Source organism: Moorena sp. SIO4E2 (genome assembly GCF_010671945.1).
Taxonomy (GTDB): Bacteria; Cyanobacteriota; Cyanobacteriia; order Cyanobacteriales; family Coleofasciculaceae; genus Moorena; species Moorena producens.
In genome coordinates this window covers 1-14,682 of record NZ_JAAHIE010000146.1, presented here as the reverse complement: position 1 = coordinate 14,682, position 14,682 = coordinate 1, and the positions used below count along the sequence as shown (strand labels likewise).

The window sequence follows — 14,682 nt, the reverse complement described above, 5'->3', positions numbered from 1 at the left end:
ACAACAAAATCAAAGCGACCACGAGCATCTTCCAGCAAATGCTTCATTTCACTCGATTCTAGGATCCCCGCAGCTTTGCGCAGGGGCCCAAGACTAGGGAGAATGTAGAGATTTTCAAAATCTTGGGCTAAATGAATACATTCACTCTTAGAGCCATAGAAGCGCAAAGGTTCCAGTGGAGCGTCCATCAGGTGAATCACTTCTTGAGCTTGAGCTACAGAATGCGATCGCAAATCCCCTTCTACCAACAGAGTACGCATACCGGCTTGGGCAGATGCGATCGCTAAATTGTAAGCCACGATCGTCTTTCCTTCATTCCCTGCCGTACTAGTCACCAACACCACTTTTACCGCAGGTTCCTCCCGCAGACGAAGATTAGTGCGGAACCGTTCGTAGAACTCCAACTCCAAAGCCTCTGGTTGGGTTATTATCGCAGCTTCACCCCGGTAGGACTTGAGGCCGATTGTCGGTAAATCCCCCAGTAATGGCACACCATTGTCCCGAAGTATGGGCTTAACATCCTCTGGCGTGTATAAAGTATTATCCAGGGTTGATAGCAGCAGAATCACACCAGCACCTACAACAATACCGATTACACCACCTATTGCCAAAGTAACGATCGGATTACTTTCTGTCTGGGCCTGAAGTGCTCTCGGTTCTGAAATCCCAGCGATCGCAAGACTACTCTCAGTCTCCGCCTCTGCTATTTTGCTATCTGCTAATGCCGCCTGCAACCGATTGTAAAATTCCTGCTTAAAAGCAACTTGCTGAGCCAGTCGCCCTCGCTCCAGCTGCTTATTGGGCAGCTGCTGATATTGCTGTCTTAGTTCTTTTTCCGTTCTTTGGGTAGCTGCCAACTGCCGTTGAAGTGATTCCCGCTGGGTTTGCAGAGCTACCAACTGATTAGCCAGTGCCTGCCGTGCTGGGTCCAGGGTACTGTCTTGGCGGATTTGACTGGGCAATGGAGAGGTAAACCCATTACCACCGAGAACTTCAGCCGCACGTGCCTGAAGTAAGGTCTCATAAGTCTGTTGCTGTTTGCGCAACTCAATCATAGTTGGATGTTGCGGACGCAACTGCCCCTTGAGCAGTTCCATCTGTGTCTCAGTATCCAGAATCTGAGCTCGCAGACTAGCAATAATCGGGTCAGCACTAAGGGCAGAAGACGTGTAAGCTTGGTCAGGGGTCAAACCTAGCCGTTCGATTAGGCTAGAATATTGAGCCTCAACCCCCTCTAGCTGTATCTCGAGACTACGTTGTTGCTGTTGGCTACCAGTAATTCCACCCACTAACGTCCCATCTTGAGCAGCAAATAAAGCTGGTCCTTGTAGGCGGTCATACTGTTCCAGTTTTTGTTCCGCTTCCCTTAGTTCCGCCTCCGCCTTAGGTAAACGTTCTTCTATCACTTCAATAATCCGTCTTAGTTGTGATGTGTTGATAAAACGGCTCTGTTCCACCATTTTCTTCATCAGCATGTCAACGATGGCTGCAGAAATTTCCTTATTCTTATCCCTATAGATTACCGAAATAAATTGTGCTCCTTCTGCTTTTGGCAATTTCACCTGTGTATTTTTAACAATGTCTTTGGAGCTGACTTGCATCCCAGCTGCTACTTCCTTCACCACATTGTCTGCCAGCAGCGTTCCCTGTGTCAGCACTTGTTTACCTTGTTCTGAAATCTGTACCCCTGTCTGGGAAAATACTTTCACAGGAGTGGTATATATCAAGCGACCTTCAGCTCGGTAAATCGGAGGTGGCGTTGGCTGTATAGCCACAATCCCGGATATGCCAGTAATCAGGAAAAACGTGGCAAAGCCGATTAACTTATGCTGATTGAGAGCAATCAGGTAACGTGTGACAAAAGGGGGAGTCATAAGTTGTTTCCGCTATTGTTAAGGCAGCAGTCATAGAAAAATCCTGTAGCCTATTCCTATTTTTACCGCTGAGTCAACAGGGACTCTGAGCACCAGTTACAAACCGAGACAGGTAGTGGAGTTTTCTGTCCATTCATTAAGGTATCCGGAGATTTTCGTGCTGTCGATGGAAAAGCTAACACACCAGGGGAGAGGTACCATGGATTTCTGCTCCTGTCATACCCAAACCTTATCAAAACAGTTCTGGTATTTCCTCAAAAAACCTCCGGAATCCCAGAAAATCGTTGAAGGGTCGAGTCACTAGACTCAGAGCGGCAGAAATCTTAGCAACAAGACTTCGACCCACCACGATCACATCTTCATCTTGAAGTGGCACGTTTTGGGAAACATCACCCTTTAGTAGCTTTTCTCCGTCTAGTTTTTGAGTCACCGCTTTGCCCTGTTCTGGATCAAAACGAATTAAGGCAATGCTATCCAAGTCAGCATCATCTGGGTTAGGAGAAATTGCTGTTAAGGCATCAATAAACGTACTACCATTAGCTAATGTCAAGTTGCCAATCGTCCCATTAGGATAGCTCAACACTCGAACGCTGATTTGTTGTTGAGCTAGGTTAGAACGAGCTACCAGCTGCCTATCATAATCGGTAGTATTACCCACCTCCAACTTTCGCACAATAATAGCATCCCCATCCCGGAGGTTCAATTCCGATGGAGTTGTCCCATTTTGCAGCGGTGTCAGCAAGTCAATTTCTCGCTCAATGATAGAATTATTCACCACCGACTTACGACGAATCAAAATAGTCCGCAAATCAGCAATGGTAGTCGTACCACCCGCAGCAGTAAGGGCTTGATTCGGTTGAGTTCCTGCTGGCAGGGGGTAATAGCCTGGTCGAAACACCTCACCACTCACCGTAATCTGAACAGCCGGTGTACTCAGTAGGCTCACAACTACTTCAGGATCAATCACAAATTCATTTAAGACCTTTTGAATTAAATCTTGAGCCGCCTCTAGAGTAAGTCCCACCACTCGTAGCTTACCGAACAGCGGTACCACAATATTTCCGTCAGAATCAATAGCACTTTGAAAAGCCAGATTCGGAAAGTTTGTCACACTCACTGCGATTACATCTTCTCGCCCTAGGTAGTGGCGATTAAATTCATCAGATGGACTCACCTGTGACAGAGTCTCTGGGTAGCCCAAAGGAGGTAACATTTCCTCCAACTGTTCCAATGGATTCTCCTCTGAGACCGGTTCAGGGTTGCTCAACGGTGGTGGCGGTGGCAACGTTTCCGTTACCTTTATGGTCTCAGGAGTGGTCTCAGGGGTGGTCTCAGGGGTTTCCAGTTCAGTCCTTTCCCTTTCCCCTGATTCAACAGTTTCCGTTGTTTCCCGTTCCATGGAACTAAACGTAGGCAACTGAGCGCGATCGCTAATCCCATCCCCAAGATTTTGCACCGATGTCGGTAAATTTCCGACAAGCTTAGCCCAACCAGGGCTAAGCCAGACTCCAGAACTAACCAGCCATAATAATACGGTACCCCCAAACAAAGATAAAGTAAGAACTTGGTTGCCAAACCTGTGGGTGTCAGTTGTCATGTTCCAATGGTCAAATATAATCTCAAGTCTGAAATCTCAAGTCTGAAGTGGCAAGTCTAAAATGATAAGTCTGAAGTGGCAAGTCTGAAGTGGCAAGTCTGAAGTGGCAAGTCTGACGTTTAACTTCTTGTTGTGGATAAACTTTTTAGTCAACCCTAAGTGTTCCAGCAATAAATCCATTTCATCCTTTATCCTTGATCCCTCATCCTTGAGCCTTCATCTTGAATCCTTCATTCTTCATCCTTCATCCTTGAGCCTTCATCTTTGATTGTTGATCCTTCATACTTTGTATACTACTAGCTTCCTCAGCCAAAGGATCGCTCATCAAAGCAGTTTGAATCATTTTACTGAGAGATTCGGCTATTGGCCTAGAATTTTCAATATCACCCAAAGGTTCTATGGGAATTTGGATATTCACCGCAACCCAAGGCACCCGTTTGCGATGTAACTGGGCCAGTTGATCAACCCAGAACCAACGGCTAGGAGCAGGATTACCACCCTCTGGCCAGGCATACCATTGTACTATCGCGAAGGTTTGTCGCTGATTCCAGGCACGAAAGAAACGGGCGTTAACAACACTTTTGGGGTGGCTTTTGGGCTTGGTTGTGATGGTCGGATCAGCCTGGGTCTTCCCCTCAACATCAGATGTGTTGACCACAAACTTGATTTGGCTATAAGAATCGATCTTCCATTGTCCCGATCTTTGTCTCATAAATCCGCTAATATCTTCCCATTCTACCTGTGGCTGGGATTTAGGACCATTTTGGGGAAGCAAAAATAACCACACTGGTTTTTGTTGATCCTGCTCTATGAACTGCAAAGACCATTTATGGCCGCCAATCCTGATGGTTTGTTGCTTAACAGTTTGCCAGTCAGATAGTTCTATTCCTGTCTTGCGGATAGCTTTTATCTTTTGGAGGTTAGTCACTGGTGGCAGTTTTGCCCAAGGCCAGTTTCCTGTCCAGTAACCCGGTACTGCTCCCATTATTACCAAGACTAACAGCAACACCAGTAAGACTCCCCTGGAGATTTGCCAGGGCTGGATTAACTTTATTAAACTTACTGATTTCATCATTCTATAGCCTTTATCAGACTTATGAGGTACACATAATTTTTTTCCCTATTCCCTGTTCCCAGATCCGCTGTTCCCTAAAATCCCAAAATTGTGTACCTCACCCAATTAAAAACTATAACGTTTAATCTTCATTGTTAGCCAAGGGAGTCAAGTTTGGTGTCTGAGGGAAAGTATTTTTCAATGAACTTCATTAATAGAACCAGCATCACTAACATCATGGCTGAATAGAGGTCACCGCCCCAGCTTTCATGGAGCCAATGAAATGCGTTATCTTGTCCACTGCCATGGAAAAAGGTAAGCACACTATTGCGGACAATATTAGCACTAACACTTATAACCACCGCACCAGATAACAGCCAAATAGTCTTTAGGCGTGACTCAATAGCACCGCTCCAGTAAAGCAACATCAAACTCACATACAGGCAAGTAAATAACATCTTAAGACCAGCACAGTGGGGCGCTACCTCAACAATTCGTTCACTTACGAACAAGTTAATCCCTTCCAGTCTGACATTCATCCCAAACTGAGTCAGAATAAAGGCAGCCATGGCAGCAATAAAGCGTTGTAGGGGCAAGATATAAGGTTCAATCAAATAGGGAACTGCTGTTGGAGTTGCCAAAGCCACTAGCAGCAGGGGAAAACTTTGTAGCTTAAAGCCACCAATCCCTTTTAACCATAGGCTCATACCAGCTAAAACCATGGGAAACGATAAATTTACCAGTTCTGATTGACCGCTAAGATAGCTTACTGCTCCAATTATCAGTAAGACTACACCAAAGGGATGGGCTGTATCAGTCAGCTTATGCCACCGTCGTCGGTTCGTCCAGACAATATGGGCAGCAAACGGTAGCCCAATCAAACCATGGCTAAAGTATTCATGGGTAATGCTGATACTTTTGTTGAGCCAGCCATTATACCAATGCATCAGCACAGGACCATAAATAATGACTAGTAAAACGATGATACAACCGTCCAGTAGATAGCGATCAATGGCAATAGGAATTTTGCGTCCAATTTGCATAGTTTAATGATTAATAACTAATGGCTCAAGCACGCCTAATAAATTAGCTAACCCATCAACAACCTGCTCAATCTGCTCCTTGCTCAAGTTGGGATAAATTGGTAGAGATAAAATCTCATTGCACAGAGCTTCGGCATGGGGAAAGTCACCGGCTTGATATCCCAAGTATTTGTAAGCTGGCTGGAGATGGCAAGGAATTGGATAATGAATACCGGTTTGAATTCCCACTGAGGCCAGAGCATCCTGGATGCTCTGTCGGTTAAAGGGACATTGTTGACCCACCCTAATCACATAAAGGTGGTAGACATGACCTGACCCGCTGTGGTTTTCTATGGGCACAATCCCGTGACCTTCCAAAGCCTTGAGTAGATTGTCGTACTGCCCAGCTGCCCAGTAGCGTGACTGGTTCCACTCAGTCAAATAAGGCAGTTTGACATTGAGGATAGCAGCTTGTAACGTGTCTAAACGGCTATTTTTGCCGATATCGGTATGAAAATATTTGCGAGGTGCCCCGTAATTGCGAAGCGATCGCACTTTTTCTGCCACAGTAGCATCATTAGTGATTACCATGCCACCGTTACCAAAGGCACCCAAGTTTTTACTGGGGTAGAAACTAAATGCTGCCGCCTTGCCCACAGAACCAGCATAATAATCCTCTCGCTGTGCTAAGTGAGCTTGTGCTGCGTCTTCAAAAATCAGTAAGTTGTGGGCATCAGCAAATGCGATTAACTCACTCGGGGATACCATCTGACCGTAAAGGTGCACAGGGACAATTGCCTTGGTTTTGGCTGTAATGGCTTGTTTGGCAATATTGAGATCAATTAGGGCAGTAAGGGGGTTGCAATCCACCAAAATTGGCGTAGCACCAGCAGCTATGATCCCAATCACTGTAGCGATAAAAGTGTTAGCAGGACAAATCACTTCATCCCCAGCACTAATGCCACAGGCTTGTAATCCGAGTGCGATCGCATCGGTGCCAGATCCCACCCCGATACCGTATTGGACACCACAAGCAGCCGCAAATGCTGTCTCAAAATTCATCAAGGCTTTACCAAGAACAAAATCTCCCTGCTGCACTACAGATTGAATTGCCTGGTCTAGCTCAGTTTGAATAGGTCGGTGTTGTTGAGCTAGTGAAACGAAGGGAACTTTGACCGGAACTTGGTAACTCATCTATTTGTATAGGAATTGATAGTACACTGTATCAGGGTTAACAGCAAAGATTCACATCATTCTTCTCTTCTTGAATGTAAGTCGAATTCCACATGAGTTAACACACTATAACTGTCAAGATTTCGTAAAGTTTTAGCCACTGGTAGGAGTGAGGAATTGGGGCTTTGACCATAGCAGAAGTTCACTGACTCTCGGAACATGGTATATAGATAAAGCGATCAGCCAATGAGGTGTAAGCTTAAGAGTTTTCGTGGTTTGTCCGCCATTGTCCCATCCCCGGTTTACCCATCCCTACCGTTCTTGATTACAGCGTTCCCAAAACCATCGTGGCATGACACATCATCACCAAAAACCATCAAACATCTTACCCAAAAGTGGGCTTTTACTTTACTTTAGGGGGAATTGGGTAAGATTTTATGGTTCTGAATTCCTCTGGTTTACCAAACTTAGTCATGAAGGAGTGCTGAGTACAGAGTGTGGTGAATATCCCCTGCTGACCAATCCGGTTGCTTCGCGCTTATTCGTTGGACTAAGCACCGTGCTGTTGCGGACGCTTATTTTTGTAAGCCTGGGTCTTATCTTCCCTTTTCTTTACCATTTCTTCACAAATTTCTTCACAAAGTCTTTACTGATTTTTTATTTTGGGCTAACCACTTAAGTCAAGATAGTTAGGAGACCCCTTTCCTTGATAGCCTGATTCCAAATCCATGTTTATAGCCCCCTATCTTGATGCACTAGCTGATGGGGGTTTCCACATTATTTACCAAAACTAGCTCCTAGGTAGGTAAGGGATTTCAGATTTCTCGATAGAGTGTTATAAGAATTTTACATTTTCACATTTGATTAACATAATCTTTAAAATTATATAATTGAAAATTAATAGCTGTTTCTGATAAGCTTTCCGGTAGTTCCTTTAGAAAAACAGGTAGTGGGGCATGGTAACATAGCTCGAATCAATTTTTTCCTATGGTCTTATAGAGTTTCCATTTTATTTTTGAACAAAGCACCCTCTTGAAATAATACTTTCAGCTAGTTTGGCGTTCACAACTCATTTATAGCTATATATAAAATATATACCCTTATAATATAGAGATGCATCGCTATGAAAACATCAACACTTAAAAAAGTATCTAAAATTACAGCAGGAGTGCCATTTATGAATCTATTTACATCGGTTATGTATCTGCCTACGAATCTAGTGGTCAGTGCAGTTAATCCCTTAAAGTATCCAGAGAGTAATTTATTTAAATAAATCTTGGCTTCATTTTTTTTATTTAGCGCAAATTTATATCGTTATGTAATGGTATTTTTACCAGAGTTATCATCAATAATCAAGAAGGTAGCATACCAAGTATTTATATTATAAAATTGACGATGGCTAAGATGGCATCAGGAGTCCAACCAGTGAGTATGATAGTTTTGATACCTATATGAATAGAACCAAGAACAGGGAATGATCAGCTGGAGCTATCCTAAGCCTGAGGACTAATTATTGCCTGCTAAAGAAGGTCATAATAATTGAGTTTTTCTGTCTGTATTCTTAGAGATAAGAGCGCCTAAGCGCGTCTGTCTAACCTACTGCTCTATTGAGAGTAATAGCTTTTGGTATATTCGGTGTTGGTTCAATGCATAAGCATCAACAGACAAAGCCGATTGAGTATCTAGTCATCAAGGCTATAACGTCGAAAATTAAACCAAACGCTTTGAATGAGTAAAGTTTAAATTTTTCTCTTAAAGGTGAAAATTCAAACAGTAAAGTATGTAGGGTAATTAGACACCAGTTGCTAAGTAACTGATAGATAGAACTAACTAGATATAGTGTTTCTCAATGAATTGTAAAAAGCGATGCATCGCTTGTCCACCTGTCAAATCTTAACTTGACAGACTACTCGCTCTACCAATAACGTTCATGCGCATATTAATCTACTCCTATAATTATCATCCTGAACCCATAGGCATTGCCCCATTAATGACGGAACTAGCAGAAGGTTTGGTCAAGGCAGGACATCAAGTACGAGTCGTCACTAGTATGCCGAACTATCCCCAGCGCTGTATCTATGATAAATATCAGGGTAAGTGGTATCTGACTGAAGAAAGAAATGGAGTAATAATTCAACGCTCCTATGTCTGGATTCGACCAAAGCCTGGTGTAGTGACACGGATACTACTGGATGGTAGCTTCGTGGTGACTAGTTTGATTCAGGCTTTCCAGGGCTGGCGACCTGATGTAATTCTGCTGACAGTACCGTCGCTGCCGGTTAGTGTGCCAGCTGCTTTACTCGGTTGGTTGTACAACTGCCCAGTATTACTGAATTTACAGGATATTTTGCCAGAAGCTGCTGTACAGGTTGGTCTAATTAGAAACAAACTAGCCATCCGTATCTTTGAAGCTTTAGAGAAGTTTGCCTACCACACTGCTCATAGAATCAGTGTTATTTCTGAGGGATTCGTTGACAATTTAGTCAGTAAAGGAGTACCTAAAGACAAAATTACCTGTATCCCCAACTGGGCGAATGTTAATGTTATCCGTCCCTTACCCAAAGAAGGAAATTCGTTTCGCACTGCTTACCATCTTGATGGCAAGTTTGTAGTACTGTATTCCGGTAATATTGCCCTGACTCAGGGATTGGAAACAGTAGTGAAGGCGGCTACTCTGGTCAGGCATATTCCAGAAATTGTCTTCGTCATTGTTGGAGAATCTAAGGCTCTACAGCAGCTACAGCAAGACTGTCAGACTTGCAAGGCTAGTAATGTCAAGCTTTTACCTTTCCAACCCCGAGAGAAGTTACCAGAAATGTTGGCAGCAGCAGATATAGGTTTAGTTGTGCAAAAGCGTAACGTTGTTTCCTTTAATATGCCCTCAAAAATTCAAGTGCTATTGGCTTGCGGACGACCCATCATTGCTTCTGTGCCTTTGAATGGAACTGCAGCGCGAGTTGTTCGAAAAAGTGGTGGCGGTGTAGTGGTACCACCACAACAGCCCCAGGCTTTAGCATCTGCAATTGTCGAATTGTATGAAAATCCTGAGCAGGGGGTATCTCTAGGTCAACAAGGTAGAAAATTTGCTCTGAAGCACTTCGCCTATCAAAACGCTCTCAACCGCTATGAAGCACTATTAACTCAAATTACTAAGAAGCCTAACCATAATTCACTGATTGAATTACAGCAGTTTTCAGATTTATAACCTAGGTCAGACCAGATAAACCAAATCAGATCCTGTCCCGTGGTACGTGGTAGTGTTCACCGATACTACTGGACTGGATCTCATCATCCAATTGGGAACTTCTATATATTTATATGTTTTCCCCTTGGCCTTTTACACCCAAGCCTTTTGACTTATTTCGTGCTGCTTCCAAGAGTAAACGTTGCTCAGCACGAGTAATTGCCTGGTAAGTCGCTTCCACATCTTTAACATCAACAGAAATCGAAGTAATTCCCCACTGCACCAACAAATCAATGAGTTCCGGATCCTGAACCGTAGCTTGACCACAAATTGAGCAAGGAATACCAGCTTCCTTTGCCATTTCGATTAATTGCTGAATTGCTTGCTTGACCACTGGATGGCACCCTGCCACCAGTGTTTCCAACTGCCTCTGTTCCCGATCAGCTCCTAGTAAAAGTTGCGTCAAATCATTAGTACCAATAGAAATTCCTTGAACACCTGCTCTAACATAGTCTGGTAGCAGAAACAACACAGATGGTACTTCTGCCATAATCCAAAGTTGAAAATCAGGATTATCAGTAAGTCCTACCTGTTCTACCCGACGGCGGCAAAAGGTAAACTCTTCCACAGTACGTACAAAGGGCAAAATCAGCCGTAAATTCCTGCAGCCGTAAGCATAAACCTCCTGTAAAGCTGCCAGTTCTACATCAAAGCTAGCTGGGTCACTCAGATAGCGACGAGTGCCACGTAGACCAAGCATCGGGTTAACTTCCGCTTCCGTTACCAGGTGATCCCCACTCAGGGATGGAAATTCATGGGAGCGCCAATCCGTGGAGCGATAAAATACAGGACGTGGTGCCAAGGTAACCGTAAATTGAACAATTAACTGAGCCAAGCGTTCTACCAACTCATGTTCATTGCCCTGTCTGTGCCACTGACTGGGGTGCAGATTATTCAAAATCTCCAACATCATCAGTTCTGAACGCAATAACCCCACTCCATCCACTGGCAAACCCACAATTTTTTCTAGGGAGTCCCGCTGGCTAAGATTAACCAATAGTTGAGTAGCAATGGGGAAAGTATTTTGAAAGTTAGAAGGTTGAAAGTTTACTTTTGCTTCCCTTTCTCTTAATCCTGAGCCATGCAATTTTTCAACCGGAAACCCTTGCTTAGTTCCTAGCCGATAAACTTCCCCCTGTCCCCCATCCACGAGTAGAGACTCCCCAGTTTCTACAATTTGGGTAATACCAGCCGCACCCACAACACAGGGAATACCAAGTTCTCTAGCAATAATCCCAGCATGACTAGTTATCCCTCCTTGTTCAGTAATAATAGCGGCTACGTGCTTGAGCCCAGGTAGCCAGTCAGGAGAAACACTTTGGGCAACCAAAATTCTACCAGAGAGGATTGCTGAGACGTTTTTGCCCTCACCCGATATCACATGAGCAGTGGCTTTAACTCTTCCTGGTGCTGCGGGTAATCCTCTCACAAGCATAGGCGTGATGGATGGGTTGACAGTGTGTTCACTAGAGTTGCTCCCAATGGAGTCCGATGAGGCTTCAAGCACATTGGGTCGGCTACTCACTTGTACAGACGTAAACAGCTTGCCGTAGGAAGTAGTAGAACCAACAGAGTAAGCTACATTGGAAGCATGATGTAACGGTTCAACCCTCAACTGGCTAGCATCCCACTTTTGCCCAGTTTGAGCACTAAATTTCGTAATTTGTAACTGTGGTTCTGAGTTTTCTGAGGTTTGCCATAGTGTCCACTCTAGGGAAAAGGTAGGACTAATATCAGCAACTAGACGCTGACTGATAGTAATTAGCTCTTGGAGGTATTTATCCTTTAGGGTGTACTGTTTTTGTTGCTCCTCACTGAGTAGATAGGCTTGCACAGTGTTCTGGGTTAGTGATAATGAGTCTGGTTCCAGACACAACCCATAGGCACGGGTTTTACGACCCAGTCGTGAGGCTAGCACAATACCAGTTTCGATCTCAATTTGGTAATAGTCTGGCACTACTTCCCCCTTCGCCAATGCAGTACCTAACCCCCAAGTCGCTTGGATGTAACCCTCAGCTTGGTTAATCTGGAGTTTACCAGAAGCGATCGCATCCCACATCGGTTGTATCAAGACTGCCAAATTGAGCTGCTGGAGACCAATACTATGCCGTTGCCAGTAAAATAGACTTCTGGCGCGAAATAGTTCTGCCCAAACCTGTTTTAAAGACAGTTCCATTGCGAGTGGTTGCCTAGGGCAAATATAGGATCCCAAAATTTTCTCTGGTAAGGTTGAAAAAATCTGGGGTTGATCTAATCTTGCCACTTCAGTTTCCCCAGTGTCCTGCTCAATTCCCGACCCTGGTGATGTCATGGATAAGGAAGGGTGAAAAATTGTTGCTGGGGCGAGTGTAGTTTCTGCTATCTCGGATAGGGTTGATGCCAACACCGAACCTAAAGTCGCCCCTTGAATTTTGTGACGAATTTGCTGAGCCACTTGCTGTAGCTGGCGAGGATTGTCTACATCTACGTAAAGATAAGAAGAAGGTAAATCAGCTAACAGGGGTTCAGACTCACCTAAAATTGCGATAAATTCCCACAATGCCTTTGCACTCACCACAAAGCCAGGTACAACCGGATAATCCCGTTGCCAGAGCTGACTTAAGTTAAAGGCTTCATTGCCCACCAAGGGATAGTCTGAAGGTTGAATCAGATCAAGAGAGTAAAGATTATCCACAAATCGCCGCCTAATCCTGTTATTCCTCCGGGATTTTGGCATCATATCTTGAAGGCATAATATCTCTTACCATTAATCACGTCGTATTCACCTAAATCGTTAATTAAAAATTGACTCTCAACCAAGAATGATAAGTCGTCAACTGGACATGATATTATTAATCCTTCCTATGCTTTGCATCACGCTCTTAGAAGCAGAAAACGGTAGAAATACTGAGGGATTCTTAGGGTTAGTCTTGGCATCTTTAGAAATATCATGCCAAATAAATCCCCAAAATTATGTTACAGGGAATTCAGACCCTTAAAAACGGTCTATTAAGTCTCTTTCTGAAATCGAACTGTCCCCTATGTGAGCGACCTGCCTCTGATGAATTGTGTGATTATTGCGAGCAGCAGTTACTCCGCTGCCAACTTGACAAAAATCAATTTTTATGTAATCAAAATCTCCCAGTGTTTGTCTGGGGCAATTACGGTGGTCCATTAAAACGATTACTTGCTGCCCTGAAATATGAAAACCAACCCCAGCTAGCACATCCCTTGGGCCATTGGCTGGGTAAAGCTTGGTTAAAATCCTCTGCCACCCGTAGCCAAAAGCAAAAATTAATAGTAGTTCCCATTCCCATGCACCCTACAAAAAAGCGACAAAGAGGTTACAACCAGGCAGAGCTAATTGCCCAAAGTTTTTGTGAATTCACTGGTTACAAACAAGCACCACTGGGTTTAGAAAGAGTCCGGGCAACTCAACCTCAGTTTAGTTTATCTGTCCAAGAGCGAGCGCAAAACCTAGCAGATGCCTTTATTATTGGTAAACACTTTCTCAGACATCATAGCACCTCACCCGTACTAATCCTAGATGATATCTACACCAGCGGAGCTACAGTCAAATCAGCCACCCAAACCCTGAGAAAGCATGGAATAACCGTATATGGGTCAGTTGCGATCGCAACATCTACAGCATCGGTAAAGTAATCAGAAAACTTGGATCAGTTGATGATCGGGTGATCGGGTGATCGGGTGATCGGGTGATCGGGTGATCGGGTGATCGGGTGATCGGGTGATCGGGTGATCGGGTGATCGGGTGATCGGGTAATTGAAATCTATAGATTTTCCCTGAAATTTGATTACTCAAGCAATGCTCTAGAAACAATAAAGCCTGTCAGTACCAAAGTTTTCAGTCACAGAGTCTTACTGACTGGTTTGAAATGCTTCACAATTTGCTGGGGATTCCCAATAACTACCACGCCGGGAGGGACAGACTTACGAACCACACTGCCTAAACCTACTACACTATTTTCCCCAATGTGTACCCCTTTCATCACCGTAGCTCTGGCTCCAATCCAGACATTTCGCTCAATCACAATCTCAGCTGAAACCTTTGGTCCTGGAGGACAGTGACGCAGGTGGGGTTGTAGGTTATGGTAATCGCTATCAGCAAGAAAGCAGTCAGAAATTAGACATTCATCTCCCACGGTAATTGAGCACTCGCAACCTATACAAGGCCCATTAAGCAGTACATTTGAACCAATATTGACGTTACCAGAACCATAGATAAATACCTCTTTACCCAAGCGAGAACCTGAGCCAATCACTACCTTAACGCTACCTGCTACCTGAAGAGAGCCTTTGATCTGCACTCCTTTGGCAAGGGTGAGATTGGGGTATCGAAACTGATAGTATAAACCCTTAGCCTCAAAATAAAGATGAGCGATAAATTTCAGAAATGGGTGATTAATCTGCTGCATGACACGAAATTGGTGAATCAAAAGGACTAAGTACTCTGTCAATTTAGTTTTGAGAGTTAGAGCAAGCTGTTAGGTGTTAATTTTTAGTGTTTAGGTGTTGGCTGAAGTGGGGTAAGGCTTCGGTGAATTTTTTTCACTGAATCTTTTTCACTTCTGTTGTCTAATGGTTCTGGTACTTAATACCTAGTGCTATCATGCCTAATGGCTAATGCCTAATCACTAATTACTCAAACCCAGTAACACAAGAGAGTAAGGATTAAATCTCACCGATGAGTACTTCAGTAGTCTTGTTGCTAGGGTCTA

Annotated in this window: 9 protein-coding genes; 2 read left to right on the top strand and 7 right to left on the bottom strand. The window is 44.0% G+C overall.

Annotated elements, in window-relative coordinates; translation table 11 throughout:
• The 5 genes from F6K37_RS16700 to F6K37_RS16680 all read right to left on the bottom strand — a co-directional run.
• Window positions 1-1,874, bottom strand: a 1,874-nt coding sequence (locus tag F6K37_RS16700) for a GumC family protein (RefSeq protein ID WP_287251262.1), incomplete at its 3' end; no start/stop codon positions are given.
• Between the two features lie 232 nt (window positions 1,875-2,106).
• Window positions 2,107-3,471, bottom strand: a complete 1,365-nt coding sequence (locus F6K37_RS16695) for a polysaccharide biosynthesis/export family protein (protein ID WP_008185823.1) — start codon at window positions 3,469-3,471, stop codon at window positions 2,107-2,109.
• A gap of 244 nt (window positions 3,472-3,715) precedes the next feature.
• A complete protein-coding gene (locus F6K37_RS16690; RefSeq protein WP_044493607.1) occupies window positions 3,716-4,546 on the bottom strand; it encodes a cyanoexosortase B system-associated protein in 831 nt (276 codons plus the stop codon).
• 134 nt (window positions 4,547-4,680) lie between these two features.
• Window positions 4,681-5,568 (bottom strand): cyanoexosortase B, encoded by an 888-nt coding sequence (gene crtB / locus F6K37_RS16685; protein WP_008185821.1) that lies wholly within the window; start codon window positions 5,566-5,568, stop codon window positions 4,681-4,683.
• 3 nt (window positions 5,569-5,571) lie between these two features.
• Window positions 5,572-6,741, bottom strand: coding sequence for a DegT/DnrJ/EryC1/StrS family aminotransferase (locus tag F6K37_RS16680; protein ID WP_008185820.1), 1,170 nt, complete (start codon window positions 6,739-6,741; stop codon window positions 5,572-5,574).
• 1,909 nt (window positions 6,742-8,650) lie between these two features.
• Between F6K37_RS16680 and F6K37_RS16675 the strand changes: the two genes are divergently transcribed.
• Entirely contained in the window at window positions 8,651-9,925 is a 1,275-nt protein-coding gene (locus tag F6K37_RS16675) for a glycosyltransferase family 4 protein (protein ID WP_008185819.1), read from the top strand.
• 109 nt (window positions 9,926-10,034) lie between these two features.
• Here the strand turns inward: F6K37_RS16675 and F6K37_RS16670 are convergent, their stop codons facing one another.
• A complete protein-coding gene (locus F6K37_RS16670) occupies window positions 10,035-12,638 on the bottom strand; it encodes a putative PEP-binding protein (RefSeq protein WP_287251257.1) in 2,604 nt (867 codons plus the stop codon).
• Window positions 12,639-12,916: 278 nt separating this feature from the next.
• On the opposite strand from F6K37_RS16670, the gene F6K37_RS16665 reads away from it, so the two are divergent.
• Entirely contained in the window at window positions 12,917-13,606 is a 690-nt protein-coding gene (locus F6K37_RS16665; RefSeq protein WP_008185817.1) for a ComF family protein, read from the top strand.
• A 206-nt stretch (window positions 13,607-13,812) separates the two neighbouring features.
• On the opposite strand, the gene F6K37_RS16660 is transcribed toward F6K37_RS16665, so the two are convergent.
• Window positions 13,813-14,379: an acyltransferase gene (locus tag F6K37_RS16660; RefSeq protein ID WP_008185816.1), complete on the bottom strand. Its 567-nt coding sequence runs from the start codon at window positions 14,377-14,379 to the stop codon at window positions 13,813-13,815.
• Window positions 14,380-14,682 lie beyond the last annotated feature (303 nt).